Origin of the sequence: Sorangium sp. So ce128, from assembly GCF_051525245.1 — a bacterium.
Taxonomy (GTDB): domain Bacteria; phylum Myxococcota_A; class Polyangia; order Polyangiales; family Polyangiaceae; genus Sorangium; species Sorangium cellulosum_B.
The window spans coordinates 8,916,179-8,938,060 of the sequence record NZ_CP150313.1; the positions used below are offsets into that span (position 1 = coordinate 8,916,179).

12 protein-coding genes are annotated in these 21,882 nt (G+C 72.7%); 4 read left to right on the forward strand and 8 right to left on the reverse strand.

Features of this window, described 5'->3' with window-relative positions; all coding sequences use genetic code 11:
- Positions 1–112: 112 nt before the first annotated feature.
- Complete coding sequence (locus WME82_RS33960) at positions 113–784, reverse strand: Uma2 family endonuclease (RefSeq protein WP_438038691.1); 672 nt, start codon at positions 782–784, stop codon at positions 113–115.
- Between the two features lie 433 nt (positions 785–1,217).
- Between WME82_RS33960 and WME82_RS33965 the strand changes: the two genes are divergently transcribed.
- On the forward strand, positions 1,218–5,075 hold the full coding sequence (locus tag WME82_RS33965) for a serine/threonine-protein kinase (RefSeq protein WP_438038692.1): 3,858 nt from the start codon (positions 1,218–1,220) through the stop codon (positions 5,073–5,075).
- A 177-nt stretch (positions 5,076–5,252) separates the two neighbouring features.
- On the forward strand, positions 5,253–6,857 hold the full coding sequence (locus tag WME82_RS33970; protein ID WP_438038693.1) for an SUMF1/EgtB/PvdO family nonheme iron enzyme: 1,605 nt from the start codon (positions 5,253–5,255) through the stop codon (positions 6,855–6,857).
- 136 nt (positions 6,858–6,993) lie between these two features.
- Here the strand turns inward: WME82_RS33970 and WME82_RS33975 are convergent, their stop codons facing one another.
- A complete protein-coding gene (locus WME82_RS33975) occupies positions 6,994–8,295 on the reverse strand; it encodes a hypothetical protein (protein WP_438038694.1) in 1,302 nt (433 codons plus the stop codon).
- A 380-nt stretch (positions 8,296–8,675) separates the two neighbouring features.
- On the opposite strand from WME82_RS33975, the gene WME82_RS33980 reads away from it, so the two are divergent.
- Positions 8,676–9,899, forward strand: coding sequence for a hydroxymethylglutaryl-CoA synthase family protein (locus WME82_RS33980; protein ID WP_437740657.1), 1,224 nt, complete (start codon positions 8,676–8,678; stop codon positions 9,897–9,899).
- A gap of 21 nt (positions 9,900–9,920) precedes the next feature.
- Here the strand turns inward: WME82_RS33980 and WME82_RS33985 are convergent, their stop codons facing one another.
- Entirely contained in the window at positions 9,921–10,355 is a 435-nt protein-coding gene (locus tag WME82_RS33985) for a hypothetical protein (protein WP_437740658.1), read from the reverse strand.
- Positions 10,356–10,926: 571 nt separating this feature from the next.
- Here WME82_RS33985 and WME82_RS33990 point away from each other — a divergent pair.
- On the forward strand, positions 10,927–14,547 hold the full coding sequence (locus tag WME82_RS33990; protein ID WP_438044956.1) for a DNRLRE domain-containing protein: 3,621 nt from the start codon (positions 10,927–10,929) through the stop codon (positions 14,545–14,547).
- 67 nt (positions 14,548–14,614) lie between these two features.
- On the opposite strand, the gene preA is transcribed toward WME82_RS33990, so the two are convergent.
- The 5 genes from preA to WME82_RS34015 form a co-directional block, all read right to left on the reverse strand.
- Entirely contained in the window at positions 14,615–16,003 is a 1,389-nt protein-coding gene (gene preA / locus WME82_RS33995; RefSeq protein WP_437740659.1) for an NAD-dependent dihydropyrimidine dehydrogenase subunit PreA, read from the reverse strand.
- A 3-nt stretch (positions 16,004–16,006) separates the two neighbouring features.
- Positions 16,007–17,416 carry an FAD-dependent oxidoreductase gene (locus WME82_RS34000; protein ID WP_438038695.1) on the reverse strand — a complete coding sequence of 470 codons (1,410 nt, stop codon included), beginning with the start codon at positions 17,414–17,416 and terminating at the stop codon, positions 16,007–16,009.
- A 47-nt stretch (positions 17,417–17,463) separates the two neighbouring features.
- A complete protein-coding gene (hydA, locus tag WME82_RS34005) occupies positions 17,464–18,867 on the reverse strand; it encodes a dihydropyrimidinase (RefSeq protein WP_438038696.1) in 1,404 nt (467 codons plus the stop codon).
- A 192-nt stretch (positions 18,868–19,059) separates the two neighbouring features.
- A complete protein-coding gene (locus WME82_RS34010) occupies positions 19,060–19,932 on the reverse strand; it encodes a nitrilase-related carbon-nitrogen hydrolase (RefSeq protein ID WP_437740662.1) in 873 nt (290 codons plus the stop codon).
- A complete protein-coding gene (locus tag WME82_RS34015; protein ID WP_438038697.1) occupies positions 19,932–21,380 on the reverse strand; it encodes a CoA-acylating methylmalonate-semialdehyde dehydrogenase in 1,449 nt (482 codons plus the stop codon). Before WME82_RS34015 ends, WME82_RS34010 begins: the two co-directional genes overlap by 1 nt.
- Positions 21,381–21,882: the final 502 nt, after the last annotated feature.

Below are 21,882 nucleotides of genomic sequence, written 5' to 3' on the forward strand. Positions count from 1 at the left end.
CGGCGCAGGGACGCGCTCAACGCCTCGGGACAGGGCGGCCCGAAGCCACCCACCGCCCCTGGCGCGACGTCTGGCGGCCACGGCCTACGGCGGCGACGGCCTGCGTGGACCGTCACCCCCGCTTGAGCCGCTCGATCTCCGCGAGCGCCGCCGCGAGCTGCCGCTCCATGTCCCCCCGGCGCCGCGCTTCTTCCTCTGCCTGCTCGGCGGCCGCGCGCGCCTGCTCCCGCGCCGCGCGCGCGTCCTCCTCCGCGCTCGACAGCACCCGTCCCTCGCCGTCGAGCCATCGCAGCCAGTCCGCCTCGAGGCCCTGGTAGACGCCGCGCCGAACACCGAGCTTCAAGCCGAGCGGCGGACACGGGAACGTCCCATCGGCGTCAGGAGGCGCCACCGTGTACGAGCGTGACGCCATGTCCAGCGCATAGGCCTCCATGACGCCGCTCAGCGGATCGAAGAGGTAATACGCCGCCACGTGAAGCAGCTTCGCGTACGTGCGCATCTTCTCCCCGCGGTCGATCGCCTCGGTCGACGGCGAGACGAGCTCGATGACCACGTCGGGCGTCCGCCCGCCCTCCTGCCAAACGACCCACGACTTTCGCTCCCTGCGCTCGGTGTCCAGAACGACGAACACGTCAGGCCCGCGAAAGTCGTTCTTCTTCGCCTGCAGCTCGCTGAAATAGATGAACATGTTGCCGCCGACGTAAAAGTCGGTGCGGTCCCGCCACGCAGACTCGAGCGTCTCGATGAGCAGCGTCATCTGCTTGCGGTGGCGCTCAGTTTCCATCGGCTCACCATCGTCGCAAGGTAGCTCGTCCGCTCCCGGGGGAACGGTGGGCACGAGAGAGGAGCTCAGGGGGTTGCGCATGGAGGACACCTTCGGCCAGTCGACCGGCGTCGCAGCCTACCACGCCGGCGCGCGGCCGGTGCGCAGCGCCCGCCGCGCCGACAGCCACGCCGCCAAGGCGCGGCAGCGCCGCGGCCCGAGCGCGCGTCGCCGCGCGAGGTCCCCAGCCCCGCCGCACAGGGCCCCATGACCGCGCCGCGCGCCGCGCGCCGTCCGACGCACGGCCGCCACCGGTTTCCCTGATCGGGTTTTTCCTTAAGACGTACGCCCGCTTGGCCGCCACGCGCCCGCGCCAATGAGCACTGGACGCAGCGCTCACCCCGCTGGCAGGCTGGCCGCCGGCGAGGCTCCTCGTCCGGGTCCTCGGTGAGCGATGCAGGCAGGTGACATCATCGACGGCCGGTTCTGCATCGAGCACCTCGCGGCCTCGGGCGGGATGGGGGCCGTCTACCGGGCCCGCGATCAGGAGACCGGCGAGGCGGTCGCGATCAAGCTCCTGACCACCGAGAGCGCGCAGCACCTCGTCCGCTTCGCGCGCGAAGCCCACATGCTCGCAACGGCCCGGGTGCCCGGCGTCGTGCGCTACGTCGCGCACGGCGCCACCACGTGGGGACAGCCGTTCCTCGCCATGCAGTGGCTCGACGGCGAGACGCTCTCCGACCGGCTCACCCGTCAGGGCCTCACCCTCGAGGAGACCCTCGAGCTTGGCCTCCACGTCGCGAGGGCGCTCGGCGCCATCCACAGGCTCGGCCTCGTCCACCGCGACCTGAAGCCGAGCAACCTGCTGCTGGAAGGCGGCTCGCTCGAGCGCGTGAACCTCATCGACTTCGGCCTCGCCCGCGCGGTCACCGACGAGCCGCTCACGGCCGCCGGCCTCGTCCTGGGCACGCCCGGATACATGGCCCCCGAGCAGGCGCGCGGCGAGCTCAGCGTCGACACCCGCGCCGACGTGTTCGCCCTCGGCTGCATCCTCTACCGCTGCCTCACCGGCCGCGCCGCCTTCCAGGGCAACGCCGGGCTCGCCGTGCTGATGAAGGTCCTCCTCGAGGAGCCGCCCCGCGCGCGCGACCTCCGGCCCGGCACCCCGGCCGCGCTCGACGATCTCGTCGCCCGCATGCTGGCGAAATCCCCGCTGGACCGGCCGGCCGACGGCGGCGCCGTGGCGGCCGAGCTCGCCACGATCGGCGCGCCCGAGAGCAGCGTCGGCGGGCCCCGCTCCTTCCCGCCGCGCGCGGTGGAGCTCACGACCGGCGAGCGGCGCGTGACCTGCCTCGTGGTCACCCGCGAGCGCGCCGTCAGCTCAAGCGCCGCGGCGGAGCCGCGCCAGGCAGAGCTCTGGCAGCTGCACGACGTGGCCGAGCAGTACCGCGGCGAGCTCGAGCTCCTCGAGGGCCGCTCGCCGCTCATCGTTCTGTCCGGCGCGGGCACGCCGACCGACCTCGCGGCGCGGGCCGCCAGGTGCGCGCTCGCGCTGCAGGAGCTGCTCGGCGGCGCGCCCGTCGCGCTCGCCACCGGCCGGGCGGAGCTCTCGGCGCGCGTGCCCGTCGGCGAGCTCATCGACCGCGCCTTCCAGATGCTCGCGGCCCACGACGACCGCTCCCCCGCCGCGGGCGTCCGCATCGACGAGGTGACCGCGGGCCTCATCGGCACGCGGTTCGACGTCACCGAGGACGCCGCGGGCCGCGTCCTGCACGGGGCGCGCGACGAGCGGACAGCGCAGCTGCTCGGCAAGCCGACCACCTACGTGGGCCGCGAGCGCGAGCTCGCGATGCTCGTGGCCGAGGTCGATCGCTGCATCGACGAGGGCGCCGCGGGCGCGGTGCTCGTGACGGCCGAGGCCGGGATGGGCAAGTCGCGCCTGCGAAAGGAGCTCATCCGCAAGCTCCGCGAGCGGGGAGACAGGATCGAGGTCTGGCTCGGCCAGGGCGACCCCATGGGCGCCGGCGCGGCCTTCGGCCTGCTCGCGAGCGCGCTCCGGGACGCCCTCGGCGTCGCCGACGGCGAGCCCCTGGAGGCGCGGCAGCGCAAGGTCCGGAGCCGCGTGGAGCAATACGGGGGCGTCGACGCGCCCCGCGTCGCGGCCTTCCTCGGCGAGCTCGTCGGCGCGCCGTTCCCCGACGAGCACGACGTGCAGCTCCGGCTCGCGCGGCGCGACGCCGTGCTGATGGGCGACCAGCTCCGCCACGCCTGGGAGGACTTCCTCCGGGCGGCGTGCCGCGCGGGGCCCGTGCTCCTCGTGCTCGAGGATCTCCAGTGGGGCGACCTCCCCACCGTCACGATGGTCGACGAGGCGCTGCGCCAGCTCAAGGACATGCCGCTGCTCGTGCTGGCGCTGGGGCGGCCCGACGTGCGCCGGCTCTTCCCGAAGCTCTGGGAGGGCCGGCTGGCCCACGAGCTCCACCTCACGCCGCTCCCGCGCCGCGCGAGCGAGCGGCTCGTGCGCGAGGCGCTGGGCGCGCACGCGACGCACGACCTCGTGGGGAGGCTCATCGAGCGCGCGGACGGCAACGCGTTCTTCCTCGAGGAGCAGATCCGCGCGGCCGCCGAGGGCAAGAGCGAGGGCCAGCCGGAGACGGTGGTGGCCATGGTGCAGGCGCGGCTGGAGACGCTCGACGCCGAGGCGCGGCGGCTCCTCCGGGCGGCGAGCATCTTCGGCGAGACGTTCAGGTCGAGCGCGGTCGCCGCGCTCCTCGGGAGCGCCGACATCGCGCAGGTCCTCGCGGAGCTGCTCCGGCGCGAGGTGATCGTGCGGCGGGGCGAGGGGCGGCCGCGGGACGACGCGGAGTACTGCTTCCGCCACGCGCTCGTCCGCGAGGCCGCCTACGGCATGCTGACGGCGCGCGACCTCCGCATCGGCCACGCGCTCGCGGGCAGCTTCCTCGAGGCGGCCGGCGAGGGCGATCCGAGGGTGCTCGCCGAGCACTTCGAGCGCGGCGAGGAGCCCGAGAAGGCCGCCGAGTGGTACCTGCGCGCCGCCGACAACGCGCTCCGCGGCAACGACCTCGCCGAGGCGATCGCCTGCGCCGAGCGCGGCATCGCCTGCAGGCCGGATCCGGCCGCGGTGGGCGCGCTCCGCCTCGTCGAGGCCGAGGCGCTGCTCTGGCGCGGCGAGCCGGCCCTCGCGGAGCAGCGCGGGATCGAGGCGACGCGGCACCTCGTGCCGGGCTCCGTGGCGTGGTTCTCGGCGTTCACCCAGCTCGCGGGGGCGGGGCACAAGCAGGGCCACTACGAGCGCGTCGAGCGCTGGATGATGGTCGTCCTCGGCACGGAGCCGCTCGACGGCGCGCGCATCGCGAGGAACGCCTGCCTGCTCGAGGGGGCGATCGTGCTCCTGCTCGGCGGCCGCTACGCGTGCGTCGACGCGCTGATCGACGCGGTCGAGCGCGCGACGGAGGACGCGTCGGCCGCGGATCTCATGATCGAGGCGAAGCTCCTCTACCTGCACGGGCTCCTCCGGCAGCACAACGGCGATCCGAGCGCCTGCATCGCGAGCATGGGCGCGGCGCTGGCCGCGTTCGAGGACATCGGCGATCGCCGCGAGGCGTGCCGCGCGCGGCTCAACATGGGCCTCTGCTACGTCCAGTTCGGGTACTTCGAGGCGGCGGCGGGGGTCCTCCGCGCCGGGCTCGAGGAGGCGGAGCGGATGGCGCTCGACGACCGGGTCCCGAACGCGCTGCAGAACCTCGGCCTCGCGCTGGCCCACGCGGGCGAGGTCGACGCGGCGAGGGCGGCCCTGCGGAGCTCGATCGAGGCGCTCACGCGCCGCGGCGACCGGCGGCGGGAGTGCGAGAGCCGGCTCCAGCTCGCGCGCGTCCTGCTCCTCGCGGGCGAGCCCGCGCTCGCCGAGGCGGAGGCGCAGGCGGCCGAGGCGCTCGCGCGGGGGGTGCCGGAGCGGCTCCCCGCGGCCATCGCGGCGCGCGCGCGCGCGCTGCTCGATCTCGGGCGCGCCGGCGAGGCGCTCGCCGCCACGACGCAGGCCCTGTCCCTGCTCGAGTCGGGCCGCCGTGACGAGGAGGGCCCGCTGGTGCGCCTTGTCCACGCCGAGGCGCTGGCCGCGACGGGCCAGATGGCCGAGGCCAAGGGCGCCATCGCCCTGGCCCGCAACGGGCTGCTCGTGCGGGCCGGGAGGATCGGCGATCCTGTCTGGCGCGAGCGCTTCTTGCGCGATGTCCCCGACAACGCGCGGATCCTGGAGCTCGCGCAAGGCTGGCTCGACGGACACGCGCCCTGAAAGCGTCAGCCGCGCTCGGGCGAGAGCGAGAGGCCATCACGGCGTCCGGGGGAGCCCACATGGCGGTGATTCCGGCCGTCGGGCGGGAGCATCTTTTTGTCGCCCGGAACAGGAGACGTCGCAAGTAAGCTGAGCCTCTACCTCTAACCTCGTGTTCGAACACAGGGAGGCAGCTCCATGCTCAGGTCGTCCGTCGTTCTGATTCCCCTCGTGGCCCTCGCCGTGTCTGTCTCGTGCAGCAGCGAAGACAGATACCGGCCTCCCACGACGGGGGACCTGCCCTCTGCCGGCGTCACGACCAGCAGCGGACAGGGCGGCGGCGCCGGCGGCCAGGGCGGCGGCGCCGGCGGCCAGGGCGGCGGCACCGGCGGCCAGGGCGGCGGCACCGGCGGCCAGGGCGGCGGCGCCGGCGGCCAGGGCGGCGCCGGCGGCCAGGGCGGCGCCGACATGCCGAGCTGTTCCAACGGCGCGAAGGACAGCAACGAGACGGACGTCGACTGCGGCGGCGCCTGCGCAACGCCGTGCCGGGTCGATCAGGCGTGCGCGGAGGCCGCGGACTGCTTCTCAGGGCGGTGCGAGGAGGGCGGCGGGGGCAGCGGCGGCGCCGGGCGCGCGTGCGTGGCGGCGCGGTGCGACAACGGCGTGAAGGACGGCGACGAGACGGACACCGACTGCGGCGGCGGCGCCGCGCCGCGCGACGACAACCCGGCGTGCCCGCCGTGCGCGACCAGCAAGGGCTGCGCGGCCGGCTCGGATTGCGAGTCGTTGAGCTGCGTGAACGACCAGTGTCTGGCGCCGGCCTGCAGCGACGGCGTGAAGAACGGCCAGGAGACCGACGTCGATTGCGGCGGGATCTGCCCGGGCTGCCCGCCTGGCGACGCGTGCTCCAAATCGACCGACTGTGTCGAGCTCGTCTGCTACGAGCAGGTCTGCCAGGCCGCGACCTGCAGCGACGGCGTGAAGAACGGCAAGGAGACCGACATCGACTGCGGCGGCACGGAGGGGTGCAGCACCCGATGCCCTGCGGGGCAGCGTTGCACCACCAACACCGATTGCGCGACGTCGATCTGCAACACCACGAACCGCGTCTGCGCGTGCCCGGCGTGGATGGTGATCTCGCCCGTGAGCGGCGGCGGGAGCTACTGCATCGATCAATACGAGGTGACGAAGCAGGATTACGATGTCTTCCTCCAGGCGAACCCGGTGCTCGCCGGCATGCCGGCGGAGTGCGCGGGGAACATCTACCGTCCCTCGAGCGGGTGGCCCTACACGGAGGGGCGAGTGCCCGTCACCCACGTCGACTGGTGCGACGCCTACGCGTACTGCTCCTACATGGGCAAACACCTCTGCGGCAGGATCGGCGGAGGCGCGAACTCGCCTGCCGACCTCGCGAGCCCGACGCGGAGCGAGTGGTTCAACGCGTGCTCCGGCCAGGGCGTGAACGAATACCCGTACAGCGATCTCTATAGTCAGGCGACCTGCAAGGTGGACGACCCGAGCGGCGAGTTCGCCAAGAAGCCCGTGCCCCCCAACCCGATCCCGCCGATCTCGCCCTGCGAAGGCGGAGTCACGGGCCTCTTTCATATGAGCGGCAACGTGGCGGAGTGGGAGAACTCCTGCGACGCGCAGGGCAACTGCCTCGTCCGCGGCGGCTCGCGGGCCTCGCAGCAGGACGGGGATGACGTCGCGCGCGACACGCTGAAGGCGGCCAGGTGCGATGCGCTCCTGGACCAGGATCGCCTCACCCCGTCTCCGGACATCGGCTTCCGCTGCTGTCTCTGAGCGTCCGCGCCGGATACGCGCCAGGCGGCCGCGCGGCCGCCGCGCGTGCGGCGGGCGCAGGGCGCTCGACGCGCCCCGCGCCGGTCAAAAGCGGGCGGCGGCCGCGCTCACCGGCGCCGCCGCCCGGCCGACAAGCTCACTGCGCCGGTTCGGGATCGCAGCCGTAGAGGACGTCGACCGCCGCCATGGCGTCGTCCTGGACCAGCCGGCACGCGTCGGGGCAGAGCGTGATCATGTCGTTCTCGATGTAGAAGGAGCCCGGGGTGCACGCTGCCGCGCTCGCCACCTGGTCGAACGATTGCGGCTCGCTCCCGTCGCCGGGCGTGTACTGGACGACCACGGTCGAGAGGTCGATGATCTCCCCCGGCGGCGAGTCCGGCACCTCGAACTCGCAAGCGACCACCGCGCCCGTGATGACGCCCTCCGCGATCGCCTGGAACACCACGTCATAAGATTCCGTCTGGCAGAGCGGGAACCTGAGGCCACCCGTCCTCTTGCTGAGCGTCTGGTAGCCCGTGCCCGGCGCCACGGCGGTGCCGCACGTCTCCTCGACCACGTCCGCGTCGGGCGCGTAGGCGTCCGTGGGGACCGTGTTCTCGTGGAGCCCGACGATGCTGTGAAAGACGTAGTTGGGCGCGGTCGCGTCGCCGAAGACCGCCGGGTCCAGGCCGAACAGCAGCTCTTCGAAGTCCGTGGCGACGTCCTCCCAGGGCTGCCGCGTGTCGTCGATATAGATGTTGCGCGGGAGGTGCGTCGACTGGCAGCCCACGTGGTCGTCGGTGATCACGGTGATCACCTTGAACGAGTCCTCGCGCACCCACTCCGACCACCCGGACGGCGCCACGCCGTGCTCGTCGGGCAGGCCGCCGTTGTAGCTCCCGAGGAGCACGCAGAGCGCGTCGTTGCTCCTGATCTCGTGGCTGTAATGGTAGAAGACGGGCGGGTTGTTCCCCGGCGCCTCCGGCACCGGGGCGCAGCTCTCGGTGCTGAGCGGGGCGCCGACGCAGATCGAATCGTCGACCTCCGCAGCGCCGTGCGCGGAGATCATGATGACGCGGTAATCGATGCCGCTCTCGCCGATGATCGAGGCGAAGCTCTCATTGATGTTGTCCTGTACGCTGATGATCTCGTTCGCCATGCTGGGCGAGTTGTCGATGACGAACACGATGTCGACCGGCCGCTTCGTGAGCGTGGCCTCGGCGACCGTGGCGACACAGGCCGTATCGGGCGTCACGGGGCCGCTGCCACCCGTGTTGGCGCCGCTGGAGCCGTTGCCGATCATCCCCCCGTCGTCACCGCCCGCGCCGCCCCCGCCCCCGCCCGCGCCGCCCTCGCCGCCCCCACCCGCGCCGCCGGCTCCACCGACGTTCGCTCCAGCCGTCGCGCCCGCGTCTCCCTCCGCCCCGGAGCTGCAGGAGCACCCTGCGGCGCCGGTCATCACCAGAACACCCAACCCAAGAAGCGGAACCAACATGGTAGACCGGGAGAGCTTCACATGAACCTCGACCGCTAGGGCGCATGAACGCGCTATTTCAGATTGCACAATTGCAACGAGATGTGGTGACGATTTTGACCTGACCGCGATTTTTCTCGGAGGCTGTTCCATGACATGTATCATGGAAGCGTCTTTGTCATTCCACGTGGTGCGCACGGCGAGGCGCGGTGGATGGAGGCGCGGCCACGCGCCACGCGCCACCGGTTGCGCGAAGCGAGGGCGCCAGCTGGAACGCGGCGCCGCGGCGCGTCGGGCGCCTCGGCTCCTCGGACGCTCCGCGTGGGCTGGATGGTCTCTGCACAATGCGCCCCTAGGATGCAGGTATGAGCCTACGTCATGACTTTCCTCGCATCGGCATCGATGCGATCGCGCTCGCCGTCCCCCGCCGCTTCGTCGAGCTCACCGAGCTCGCCGAGGCGCGGGGCATCGCGCCCTCCAAGTATCTGACCGGCCTGGGGACCCGCCGGATGGCGATCGCTGCGCCCGACGAGGATCCGATCACCCTCGGCGCGAACGCGGCCCGCCGGCTGTTCCAGCGGTCGGGCGCGAGCCCCGCGGACATCGGGCTCTGCGTCGTGGGCACCGAGACCGCCGTGGACCACGCGAAGCCGGCGGCCTCCTTCCTCCACGGCCTGCTCGGGCTGCCGAGCGCGTGCCGGGTCTTCGAGGCCAAGCACGCCTGTTTCGGGGGCACCGCGGGCCTCCTCAACGCGGTGGACTGGATCGCCTCGGGCTCGGCCCGCGGCCGCGCCGCGCTCGTCGTGTGCTCGGACGTGGCGCGGTACGCGCTCGGCTCGGCGGGCGAGCCCACCCAGGGCGCCGGCGCCGTGGCGCTGCTCGTGCGCGAGCGCCCGCGCCTCGTCGAGATCGAGGTCGGCCAGACCGGCACGTATGCGCGCGACGTCTACGATTTCTGGCGGCCGCTCCACCACAAGGAGGCGCTCGTCGACGGTCACTACTCGGTGCAGTGCTACCTCGACGCCCTCGCCGGGGCCTACGGCGACTGGCGCCGCGTGGCGGGCGACGGCGATCCCCTCGCGCGCACCTGCTACCACGTCCCCTACGGCAAGATGGCCCGCAAGGCCCACCGCCACCGGCTGGCGATGGACGGCCTGACCGAGCAGGCCGCCGACGAGAGCTTCGCCGTCGAGGTGGAGCCGTCGCTCGATCTGCCGTCGCGCATCGGCAACATCTACACGGGCTCGCTCTACCTGGCGCTCGCGTCCCTGCTCAACACGGAGGCCCGCGCGCTGGAGGGGCAGCGCGTCGGGCTGTTCAGCTACGGCTCGGGCTGCTGCGCCGAGTTCTTCGCGGGCAGGATCGGGCCGGAGGCCGGGGCGCTCGTGGCCGCCCTCGAGATCGACGCCCCGCTCGACGGGTGCCGTCGCGCCTCCGTCGCGGAGTACGAGGCGCTGCGCAACGGCGACGAGGCCGCCGACCGCCGGCCGGCGCCCGAGGGCGCCGAGCGCGGGGGCGCGAGCCTCGACAGCCGGGTGGTGTACCTGGGGCTCGACTCGAGCGAGCGGCGCGTCTACGCCAACGAGTGAGCGCCGGAGCGGGCAGCTCGCTCAGCCGGAGCCGGACGAGGGGGACGTGAGCTCCGAGAGCTTCACGGTGAAGAGCTCCGCCCCGCCGGCCGCAGCGACGACGACCCGCAGCGTGCCGGAGGGGGCCGGTCGCTTCAGGCGCGCGGCGACCGCGCGCGTGACCGGCGCGAGCGGCGCGATGATGTCGGCCATCGCCGAGCGCGCCATCACGCCGACCAGCATCGGCGCGCGCTCGCCCGCGGCCAGGGCGGCGCGGAGCATGCGCTCGGGCTCGAGAGCCGGGTCGCGCTGCTGCAGGCCGATCGCGATGAGATAGCCCGTCGGTTCTCGCAAGGAGAGGAGATAACCCGTCAGCGGCGCGGGGGCGCTGCTGCGGGCCGGGAGGCTCTGCAGCAGGCGCGCGAGCTCCGGGCGGTGATCGGCGAGCAGCTCGGCCCGCTCATCGTGATCGGACATGCCCGCCCGCCCCTGCTTCGCCTGGGCGTTCGGCGTGAGACCGCGATTCCGCGGGGTGATCGTCGCTGCGTCTTTCGGGACCATGTTCCTCCAGCGAGGGCTCTTGCCCTCCGTGTTGTTTGTTCCGGTCACCGCGTCGCGCGTGTCACGAAATCGGACGCGGCCGCGCGTCGCTCGCAAACGCGGGCCGCGCGCCGCTGCACCGGGGCGCTTCGAGGTCGCCCCGGCGCGCCCCGTCGGAGGACCGTCCGGCGCGCACGGTCGGCCGAGTTGGCACGTCCTCGTGCCGCCGATGGCCGGCCAGGAGCCAGGAGCGGGCCGCGAGGGCGCCCTGGACCCCGCCTCGATCGGCAGAGGGCGCGCGGCGACGGCTGCGCTCCTCGTCCATCGCGAGGGCGCGGCCCCCGTCCGCGGCGAGGGCGCGGACTTTGCGATGAGGCGCCGCGAGCTCGCTGCCCTCCGGCGCGGAGCGCTCCGGCGCCCGGTGCGCCTGCGCGGAGGAGCGTCAGCGAGCGTCAGCCAGAGGGAGAGCCAGCGTATGCGACATCGAATGGGGAGGATTGGACAGGTGATGGCCGCAGCCGCCATGGTGGGGGGCTGCACCTCCACCGAGGCGCCGCGAGACCCCGCGCCGTCGGTGGACGGCGCGGCGGCGGCGCCCACGGCGCCCGACACGGCGCTGGGCCCCGCGCGCCTGCGGGCGGCGTACATCGCGGCCGTGCAGGCGTCGGCGCCCGAGAGCTACCGGGTGATCGAGGCGTCTCCGGGCGGGAACGAGGCGAGCCTGCGCGCGCCGAACCCGGCGCACCGGCTCGCGGCCGATTTCAGCGCGTCGGGCGTGCGGATCGCCCCGGAGGGCGAGGCGCGGTGGAGCTTCTCGATGGCCGCCGCCCGGTACGGCTGCGCGGGCGATCTGCGCGAGGTGCCGCGTGCGGCGCCGACCGCCACGAAGAACCGCGTGGAGCTCCGCCGGCAGGGCACGTCGCCGGGCGAGGGGCTCGTGGAGTGGTACGTGAACGGGCCGCTCGGGCTGGAGCAGGGCTTCACGGTGCCCGGTGCGCCTCCCTGCCTCGCCCCCGGGGACCAGGACCTCGTCATCGAGCTCACCCTGGGCGGCGATCTCCGCGCGACGCCGCTCGCCGGCGGCGAGGGGGTCGCGCTGCGCGAGGCGTCCGGCGCGGTGGCGATGCGGTACACGGATCTCCACGCCACCGACGCCGCGGGGCGGACGCTGCCCGCGTGGATGGAGCTCGGCGTCGACGAGCGCACGCTGTCGCTGCGCGTGGACACCGCCGGGGCCGCGTACCCGGTGACGGTGGATCCGCTCGCCGCCTCGGAGCGGACGGCGCTCATCGCGGTCGACGGCTCGACCCCGATCCACCTGAACGGCGACGCGATCGCCATGTCGGGCGACACCGCGATCGTCGGGGCGCCCGGGAGCGCGGCGTACGTGTTCGTGAAGAGCGGCGGCGCCTGGACGCAGCAAGCCAGGCTCGTCCCGGGCGACGGGGCCGCGGGCGACGGCTTCGGCGCCTCGGTCGCGATCTCGGCGGACACGGCCGTGGTCGGGGCGCCCTGGGGGACCGAGGGCGCAGGCGCCGCCTACGTGTTCGTGCGGAGCGGGGGCGTGTGGTCCGAGCAGGCCAAGCTCGTCGCGAGCGGCGGGTCGTCGAACCCCGCCGGCGGGGCGGTCGCTGTCGACGAGGACCGGGCCGTCCTCTCCGCCGAGACGTCGGCCTACGTGTTCTCCCGCAGCGGCGGCGCCTGGAGCGAGGAGGTCGAGCTCGTCGCCCCGGCCGGTGCCAACACCTGGAGCGCGCCGCCCGTCGCGATCGAGGGCGGCACGGTGGTCGTGGGCTCGCCCGGGGACAGGTGGTGGATGGAGGACGACGGCGTGGGCGCCGCATACGTATTCGAGGCGAGCGACTGGGGCGACGCGCGCAGGCTCGCGGCGCACCCGCCGGAGACGTACGATCGCTTCGGAAGCTCGGTCGCGATCTCGGACGGGCGCATCGTCGTGGGCGCGCCGGGCACCGACAGCCCGCCGATGCCGTGGTACCGCCTCGGGCGGGGCATGGCCTACGTGTTCGACCGCGGAGCGAGCGGCTGGAACCGGGAGGCCAGGTTGATCGCGAACGACGGCAGGACCGGGGACGGCCTGGGAGGCGCCGTCGCGGTCTCCGGCAGCGCGGCGGTCGTCGGCGCGATCCTGGCCGATCGCCTCGATCAACCGGACGCGGGCGCGGCGTACGTGTTCGTGCCGACGGGCGGCGAGTGGGTCGAGGGCCCGCAGGCCAAGCTCGCCGGCAGCGGACCGACCGGCGGCGCGTTCGGCAAGACCGTCGCGATCTCGGGGAGCTCGGTCATCGTGGGCTCCCCCGCGTACGCGTTCGAGCTCGCGCAGGACAGCGACGCCGACGGCGTGATCGACGCGGACGACAACTGCCCTGAGGCCGCGAATCCGTCGCAGGTGGACAGCGACGCCGACGGGCATGGCGACGCGTGCGACCCGCGGTGCGTGACCTTCCGGCGCGGCCTTGGCGGCGACGTGGCCGACGCGACGCTCTGGCAGGTATCGCCCACGTGGAACGACGGCGCCAGCACCACGCTCTCGACGGGCACCGGCACGGGCGGCATCCGGCGGAGCCTCCTCCGGTTCAACCTCGCCGGCGTCCCGGCGAGCGCGGAGATCGCCTCGGCGACGCTGTCGCTGTACCAGACGTACAAGCTCGAGAGCAGCACCGTGCGCGTCCACCGGGCCACCGCCGCGTGGACGGAGTCGGGCGTCACGTGGGGCAACGCCGGCGGCGGCGGCCATTTCGATCCTGCGATCGAGGCCTCCTTCGTCACCGGCGGTCCTTCCGGCACCACCGGCTTCCGGAACGTCGACGTGACCGCGCTCGCGCAGGCCTGGGTGAGCGGCGAGCTCGCCAACCACGGCGTGCTGATCGAGGAGGCCGCGGTGACCCGGAGCACCCTGCGGAGCAGCGAGAGCGCGAGCGCCGCGGAGCGGCCGGCGCTCACGGTCTGCTACCACGACACCTGCGAGGACGGCATCCAGAACGGCGCCGAGTCCGGCGTGGACTGCGGGGGCCCGAGCTGCGCGCCGTGCGCCCCCGGCAGCGTCCTCTGGAGCAGGCGCTTCGTCAACGGCTGGCACGAGTCGATGCGCGCGCGCGCCGTCGCGGTCGACGGCGCGGACAACGTGATCTTCGGCGGCTACGCCTATGGCCCGATCGACTTCGCCGGGCACGGCGGGCCGCTCCCCGAGGGGATGCTCGACACCAAGTTCCTCGCGAAGCTCGACGCCGCGGGGAACCACGTGTGGGACAGGCGCCCGCAGCACGGCGGCACCTTCTTGAGCGTCACCGCGTCGGGGTCCGGCGAGCTGATCGCGGGCTCGAACTTCGGCCTGCAGCGGTTCACCGCGTCGGGCGACCTCCTCGCGGAGGTCGTTGGCCTCGGCCAGGTCAAGGTCGCCCGCGCCAGTGCGGGCGCCGCCGCGCTCGCCGGCGTCCTGTGGGACACGGTCGATCTCGGCACCGGCCCCCTCGCCGGCGGGCCGGGCAGCGATCTCCTGGTCGCGAAGCTCGACGCGGCGGGCGCGCCGATCTGGATCAGGACCTTCGCGAGCGACCCGTACGACAGCGACCCTGCGAGCGTCACCGTCGACGGCGCGGGCAATGTCATCGTCCTCGGCCGCTTCTCCGGCGCGCTCGACCTCGGCGGCGGACCGCTGGCGAGCTCGCCGACGGCTCACGGCATGTACCTGGCGAAGTTCGACGCGGCCGGGAATCACGTCTTCAGCCAGGTCGTCTCCGGCACGCCGGATGACGCCGACGTCGCCGCGACCCCGTCCGGGGAGCTGATCGTCGCCCTGGGCACGACCGTGACCAAGCTCACCGCCTCGGGCGCGCCGCTGTGGAGCGTCGATACGACGGGCCTCGGCCTGCTCTCCAACACCTGGGGCATCCCTGCCGTCGCCCTCGACGGCGCTGGCAACGTGTTCATCAACCCGCCCGGCGCTGTCGCGAAGCTCTCGCCGTCGGGCGCCGTGCTGTGGTCGGTCGACCCGATCGGCGACGCGGAGCACGGGGACATCTTCGATCTGGCCGTGGACAGCGCCGGCAACGTGATCGGCGTGGGCACGTACGACCGCGCGGACGCGATCGTCGTGAAGCTCGCCCCGTAGCCCGGGCAGCGCCCCGGCGCGCTCGCGGTCGTCGCGGGCTCCTGGCCGCCTGGCCAGGAGCCCGCGATCACGAGCTCCGCGCGCGCGCCGTCGTCTCCAGCCCGCCGGGCACGAAGTCCGTCCCCTTCTGGACACGGTCGTTCCACGTCTCGGGGGGCTTGCCTGAAGGCACCTCCCTCATCGTGATGCACCCGGGCACCGGGCACACCAGCGCGCACAGATTGCAGCCGATGCACTCCTCTTCGTCGACGAACGGGACCCGCGACGGCGCCGCGTCCCCGCTCGGATCCGCCGTCACCGCGCGATCCGGGAGGACCTTCGGGAGGTGGGTGTGGCCCGCCGCACGCGCCTCCGCCTCCGTCCTCCCCGGCAGGTGGATGCACTGGTGCGCCCCGTCCATGCAGGCGACGTAACAGAGCTGGCACCCGATGCACTTGTCGGCGCTGATGTCCGCGACCACGCGGTACGAGAGGTCGAGCTCGCCCCACTCCTGGACCTGCGGGATCGCCCTGCCGCGCAGCTCGTTCACCGAGCGCATCCCGTGATCGTCGAGCCAGTCGCTGAGCCCCTCGATCATCTCCTCGACGATGCGGTAGCCGTAATGCATCACCGCGGTGCAGACCTGGACGCTCGTCGCGCCGAGCGCGATGAACTCGGCGGCGTCGCGGGAGTTCGAGATGCCGCCGATGCCGGAGATGGGCAGCCGGCCGACGCCGGGGTGGCGCGCCAGCTGGCTCAGCAGGTGGAGCGCGATCGGCTTGACCGCGGGCCCGCAATAACCGCCGTTCGTCGACGCGCCGCCGACCCGCGGGAGCGGGACCATCCGCTCCAGATCGACGCCCATGAGCGACTTGACCGTGTTGATCAGCGAGACGCCGTGCGCCCCGGAGCGGAGCACGGCCTCGCCCGGCTCCAGGATGTCGCCGACGTTGGGCGTGAGCTTCACGATGACCGGCGTCGTCGCGAACTCCACGGCCCAGCGCGCGATCTCCTGGAGGACCGCCGGCTCGTTGCCGACGGCCGAGCCCATGCCGCGCTCACACATCCCGTGCGGACAGCCGAAGTTGAGCTCGAGCCCGTCCGCGCCCGTGTCCTCGGCCTTGCGGATGATCTCGCGCCACTCGTCCTTCGTCTCGACCATCAGCGAGGCGATGAGCGCGTGGCCCGGGTAACGCCGCTTGATCTCGCGCATCTCCTTGAGGTTCACGTCGAGCGGGCGATCGGTGATGAGCTCGACGTTGTTGAGCCCCATGAGCCGCGTGTTGCCGTAGTCGATGCCGCCGAACCGGCTCGACACGTTGACGATGGGGTTCCCGAGCGTCTTCCAGACGGCGCCGCCCCAGCCGGCGTCGAAGGCGCGCCGGACCTGATCGCCGGTGTTGGTCGGCGGCGCCGAGGCGAGCCAGAACGGGTTCGGGCTCTTGATCCCGGCGAAGTCGATAGAGAGGTCGGCCATCGCTCAGCTCCCTTGCGGTGAGGGCACGGGCGCCGCGCCGCCCGCCCGCGTCGTCATCGCTTCGTGCATCGCGCGCGCGGCGATCTTCGCCTCGGCGACCGCGTTGACGACCTCCTTGCCGCCGTTCACGCAGTCGCCGCCGCTGTAGACCTTCGGGTTGCCCGTGCGGTGCGTCGCCGGGTCGACCACCACGCGCCCCCTCGGGTCGAGCACCACCCCCTCGAACGCGAGCGCCACCTGCGTCGCCCGGCTCTGCCCGATCGCGACCGCGACGAGGTCGGCGGGCAGGAGCTCCTCTTGGGCCGTCCCCGGCGCCGGGCCCCGCGCGCCGGGGTCGGCGGGCGCGTCGGCGGGCGCGATCCGCAGCGCGACGACCTTGCCGCCCTCGCGCACCACCTCGACCGGCACCCGGTTCTCGACGAGGCGCGCGCCGGCGACCCGCGCGCCCTCGAGCTCGTGCGCGTACCCCGACATCTCGGCCTCGGAGCGGCGGTACACAACGGCCACGTCGACCCCGAGCAGGGCCAGCTCGTGGGCGACGTCGAGCGCCGTGTTGCCGCCGCCGATGACGACGGCGCGCCGCACGCCCGCGAGGTCGAGGCCCGGGTCGGCCTTGAGCCGCTCGATGAACGCTGTCGCGCCCACCACGCCGTCGCCGTCCTCCCCGCGGAGGCCGAGGCGCGCGTCGGCGCCCAGGCCGAGCCCCAGGAAGACCGCGTCGTACTCCGCGACCAGGTCGCGCGCGGAGACCTCCCCCGGCCCGGCCGCCTGCGCGACGACCGAGACGCCCGCACGGAGCTCGATGTCCCCGAGCGACAGGACCCACTCGAGCTCGTGGAGCGCCTCGTGCCCCTTCATCTTGTAGGGCGCGATCCCGAGCGTGTTCAGGCCGCCGGGGATCGCCTTCCGCTCGAAGATCACGGCGCGGTGCCCCTCGAGGGCGAGGTAGCCCGCCGCGGCGATCGACGCGGGCCCCGCGCCCACGAGCGCGACGCTCTTGCCGGTGGGCGGCTTCGCCCGGAAGATCCGCGGATCGCGCGCGAGGGCCGACTCGACCGCGTAGCGCTGGAGGCGGCCGATCGCGATCGGCTCGCGCCCCCACCCGTTGTAGACGCAGTCGCCCGCGCAGAGCACCTCGACGGGGCAGGCCTGCCCGCACGACTGGCCGAGCAGGTTGGCCGTGAGGATGGTGCGGGCCGAGCCCTTCACCTGACCGGCCGCGATCTTCCGGATGAAGCTCGGGATATCGATCGCCGTCGGGCACGCCTTGACGCAGGGCGCGTCGACGCAATAGAGGCACCGGTTCGCCTCGGCGATCGCCTCGGCGTCGGTGTAACGCGGGCTCTTGTCCTCGAATCGCTCTTCGATCCGGCCGGACGGGAGGGCTGAGAGGCGTATCGGGGCTCGGGTCATGCTGGCGCTCGCGCGGCTCCTCTCGAATGGTGCGTGGTGCGTGGTGGCTAGAAGGCCTGGGCTCCCTGGGTCGGGGCGAGCCGGCGGGGTAGATAGCGCCCTGCGCCGCGCTGCACGTCGAGCTTGCCGTCCGTGCACTGGACCCGGCCGTTGACGATGACGTGCGTCGGCTTCCCCTTCACCTCGAAGCCCTCGAAGATGCTCCGATCGCACCGGTGATGGTGGGTCTTCGCGGAGATCGTGCTCGTCCCCTTCGGGTCGAAGACCACGAGATCCGCGTCGCCGCCCGGCACGATCGAGCCTTTGCGCGGGTACAGCCCGAAGATCTTGGCCGGCTGCGTCGAGAAGAGATCGACGAAGCGGTGGACGTCGATCCGCCCCGCGAGCACCCCGTAGGTCCAGAGCAGGGCGAGGCGGTTCTCGATGCCCGCGGCGCCGTTCGGGATCCGCGAGAAATCGTCCTTGCCCATGTCCTTCTGGCCGACCTGGTTGAAGGGACAGTGGTCGGTCGCCACGGTCTGGATGAGCCCCGACGAGAGCGCGGCCCACAGCGCGTCCTGGTGGCCCTTCGGCCGGATCGGCGGGCTCATCACGTAGGCCGCCCCCTCGAAGCCGGGCTTCTCGTAGACCGAGTCGTCGAGCAGGAGGTACTGCGGGCACGTCTCGGCCATGACCACCTGGCCCCGGCTCCGCGCCTCGGTGACCGCGGCGAGCGCCTCCTTGCAGGTGAGGTGGACGATGTAGATGGGCTCGCCGATCATCCGGGCGAGCATGATCGCGCGCCCCGTCGCCTCGCCCTCGATCGGCGCGGGGCGGCTCTGCGCGTGGTACCGCGGGTGGGTCTTGCCCTCCTTCAGGAGCTTCTTCTGGAGCGCGACGACCGCGTCGCCGTGCTCGGCGTGCACGGTCACGAGCGCGCCGAGGCCCTTGGCGGCCTCCATCACCTGGATGAGCTCCGGATCGTCGACGCCGATGGCCCCGCGGTAGGCCATGAAGGTCTTGAACGACGGGATGCCGTGCTCGCGCGTGCAGACGGCCATCTCCTCGAGGGTATCGTCGCCGAACCAGGTGACGGCCATGTGGAAGGCGTAATCGGAGACCGCCTTCTTCGCCTTCTCGTTCCACATCGCGAGCCCGTCGAGCAGCGCCTGCCCTCGGGCCGGGATCACGAAATCGATGATCGAGGTCGTGCCCCCGGCGACGCCCGCCGCCGTGCCGGTCTCGAAATCATCGGAGCTCTCCGTCCCCATGAACGGCAGCTCCATGTGCACGTGGGCGTCGACCCCGCCGGGGAAGATGAGCTGCCCCGAGGCGTCGATCACCGTGTCCCCCGCGCGCTCCTTCGACAGCCCCGCGCCGACCGCGGCGATCTTCCCGTCCTCGCAGTAGACGTCGCCGACGAACCGGTCGCTCGCTGTGATGATCTCGCCGTTCTTGATCAGGATGCCCATGTTGCTCCTCCGCGGGTGAGCGCCGGGCGGCGGGTCCCCTCCGGGGGGCGGCGCCGCCATGGCGGGGGAAACGCCGGGGGGGAGAGCCGGCCGCGACCAGCGCCCCGGCGCTGCTGGTGTCTTCGCGGTGGACTTCGCATTCGCTCGTCGCGCTCGTTGCCCGACCTCGCCGTCCTCCGCCGCCCCGGGCCCTCAGGGCAGCTGTTCCGTGAGCTCGCCGTACGTCTCGGGCCGGCGATCGCGGTAGAACTGCCACGTCCTCCGCACCTCCTCGATCAGGTCGAGGTTCATCTCGGCGACGACGAGCTCGTCCTTGTCCTCGCTCCCCGTCGCGAGGAAGCTGCCCCGCGGGTCGCAGAAGTAGCTCGTCCCGTAGAACTTGCCGATGTTCCACGGCGCCTCGGTGCCGACGCGGTTCGAGGCGGCGATGAAGTAGCCGTTGGCCACGGCGTGCGCGGGCTGCTCGAGCTTCCAGAGGTACTGGGAGAGCCCGGCGACCGTCGCCGAGGGGTTCCACACGATCTCGGCGCCGTTCAGGCCGAGCAGCCGCGCCCCCTCCGGGAAGTGGCGATCATAGCAGATGTAGACGCCGATCCGCGCATACCGCGTCTGGAACGTGGGATAGCCGAGGTTCCCCGGCTTGAAGAAGAACTTCTCCCAGAACCCGTTCGTGTGCGGGATGTGCGTCTTCCGGTACTTGCCGAGGTACGTGCCGTCGGCGTCGACCACGGCGGCCGTGTTGTAGTAGACGCCCGCCATCTCCCGCTCGTAGATCGGGATGATCATCACCATCTTGTACTTCTTGGCGTACGCCGCGAGCCGCTCGACCGTCGGGCCGGGGACGGGCTCGGCCACGTCGCACCATTTCGCGTCCTGCGAAGGACAGAAGTAAGGTGTATTGAAGACCTCCTGCAAACAGAGGATCTGCACACCCCTCTTCCCCGCCTCGTCGATGAACTGCAGGTGCTTCTCGAACATCGCGTCCCGGATGGCCATGACGGAGGCGCCGTCGTCGCCGATCGGGGTGGAGCACTGGATGAGCCCGCCAAGTACGTTCCGTGCCATCAGAACCACCTCGTGATGACGATCTTGCGCTCCGTGTAGAAGTCGATGGCCGTCGGGCCGTGCGCCTTGAGATCGCCGAAGAAGCTGCCCTTCTGGCCGCCGAAGGGGAAGAAGGCCATGGGCGCCGCGACGCCGATGTTCACGCCGACCATCCCGGCGCCCACGCGGTGCTGGAACTCGCGCGCCGCGCGGCCGCTCGACGTGTAGATCGACGCCGCATTGCCGTACTCGCTCCGGTTCGCGATCGCGATCGCCTCGTCGAGGTCGTTCGCGCGCATCAGGCACGCGACCGGCCCGAAGATCTCCTCGGTCGCGATCACCATCCCTGGCCGCACGTCGTCGAAGACCGTGGGCCCCACCCAGTTGCCGTTCGGATACCCCTCGACCCTGGCGTCCCGGCCGTCGAGGAGGAGCGTGGCCCCCTCCGCCACGCCCTGGTTGATGTACGAGAGCACCCGGTCCCTGTGCGCCGCCGAGATCACCGGGCCCATGGTCACGCCCGGCTTGGATCCGTCGCCGAGCACGATCCCCTTCGCGTGGCGCACGAGCCCGTCGCGCACGGCCTCGTAGGTGTCGCCGACGCACACGACGACGCTGCCGGCCAGGCATCGCTGGCCGGAGCAGCCGTAGATGGACTCGGCCACGTTGGCGACCGTCATCTGCCGCTCGGCGTCCGGCATCACGACGAGGAAGTTCTTCGCCCCGCCGAGCGCCTGGACCCGCTTGCCCGCCTCCGCGGCGCTCTTGTACACGTGGCGCGCGACCGCCGACGAGCCGACGAACGAGACGCCCGCGATGTCCCTGTGCGCGCAGAAGGCGTTCACGACGTCGCGGCCGCCGTGGACCAGGTTCACCACCCCGGGCGGCAGCCCGGCCTGCTCGATCAGCTCGAAGATGCGCTGCTGCGAGAGCGGGACCTGCTCCGACGGCTTGAGCACGAACGTGTTCCCCGTCGCGATCGCGTACGGCAAGAACCAGAGCGGCACCATCGGGGGGAAGTTGAACGGCGTGATCGCGGCGAAGACGCCGAGCGGCTGGCGGATCGTGTGGCAGTCGATCCGGGACGCGACGTCCTCGAGGGCCTGCCCCATCAGGAGGGCCGGGATGCCGGCCGCGTGCTCGACGTTCTCGATGCCGCGACCGAAATCGTTCCGGGCCTCGGCCAGCGTCTTGCCGTGCTCGGAGGTGCAGATCGCCGCGATCTCGTCGCGATGGGCGTCGAAGATCTCGCGCAGCTTGAAGAGGTAGCGCGCCCGCTGCACCGGCGGCGTCGCGCTCCAGCCGGGGAACGCCGCCTGCGCGGCTTTCACCGCCGCGTCGACGTCGGCCGCCGTCGAGAGGGGCACCTCCGCAAGAGATTCCCCGGTCGCCGGGTTCTTCACCTCGAGGCGCGTCGCCCCCGAAGCTCGAGACCAGGCTCCGCCGACGAAGTTTTCCAGCACACGCATCGTGAAAAACCTTTCCCCCCGGCGAGGTCGTCACTCGGCAGCCCCGACCAACAGGCCGGGCGCCGCCCCTGGCTGCTGGGCATCACAGCCCACCGATCGAGCGCTACATGCGGTGGGGGCCATCCGTCAAGCCTCGGTGCGATGCGGCGCGCACCGCACCCGCCTGCGGAAGATCCCCAGCGCACATCCCGTAGTATAGACCACAGAGCAGCTGGCGGCCCACCGTGCAACTGCCCAGCAGCACGTCATGAAATACTTTGGAAATAACTCGGGTATGCCCTGGGTGGGCCGCGCGAACGACGCGAACGACGCGAACGACGCGAACGAGAGGACCATGCCGCTCGAGCGACTCCATCCGCCGCGATGCCCCACGTCGAGCCGGCCCGGCGCGGTCGCGGTCGCGGTCGCGCCGCGCGCGACGCGTCTCGCGCGGCCAGGGAGGAGTCGTGCCGAAGCGCGGCGCGGCCCGTCCACCGGAGCACCGCATCGAAAGTCGCTCGTG

Coding starts and splice junctions, on each gene's coding strand:
- WME82_RS33960 (WP_438038691.1), bottom strand. CDS start 784: ATGGAAACTGAGCGCCACCGCAAGCAGATGACGCTGCTCATCGAGACG.
- WME82_RS33965 (WP_438038692.1), top strand. CDS start 1,218: ATGCAGGCAGGTGACATCATCGACGGCCGGTTCTGCATCGAGCACCTC.
- WME82_RS33970 (WP_438038693.1), top strand. CDS start 5,253: ATGCTCAGGTCGTCCGTCGTTCTGATTCCCCTCGTGGCCCTCGCCGTG.
- WME82_RS33975 (WP_438038694.1), bottom strand. CDS start 8,295: ATGACCGGCGCCGCAGGGTGCTCCTGCAGCTCCGGGGCGGAGGGAGAC.
- WME82_RS33980 (WP_437740657.1), top strand. CDS start 8,676: ATGAGCCTACGTCATGACTTTCCTCGCATCGGCATCGATGCGATCGCG.
- WME82_RS33985 (WP_437740658.1), bottom strand. CDS start 10,355: ATGTCCGATCACGATGAGCGGGCCGAGCTGCTCGCCGATCACCGCCCG.
- WME82_RS33990 (WP_438044956.1), top strand. CDS start 10,927: ATGGCCGCAGCCGCCATGGTGGGGGGCTGCACCTCCACCGAGGCGCCG.
- preA (WP_437740659.1), bottom strand. CDS start 16,003: ATGGCCGACCTCTCTATCGACTTCGCCGGGATCAAGAGCCCGAACCCG.
- WME82_RS34000 (WP_438038695.1), bottom strand. CDS start 17,416: ATGACCCGAGCCCCGATACGCCTCTCAGCCCTCCCGTCCGGCCGGATC.
- hydA (WP_438038696.1), bottom strand. CDS start 18,867: ATGGGCATCCTGATCAAGAACGGCGAGATCATCACAGCGAGCGACCGG.
- WME82_RS34010 (WP_437740662.1), bottom strand. CDS start 19,932: ATGGCACGGAACGTACTTGGCGGGCTCATCCAGTGCTCCACCCCGATC.
- WME82_RS34015 (WP_438038697.1), bottom strand. CDS start 21,380: ATGCGTGTGCTGGAAAACTTCGTCGGCGGAGCCTGGTCTCGAGCTTCG.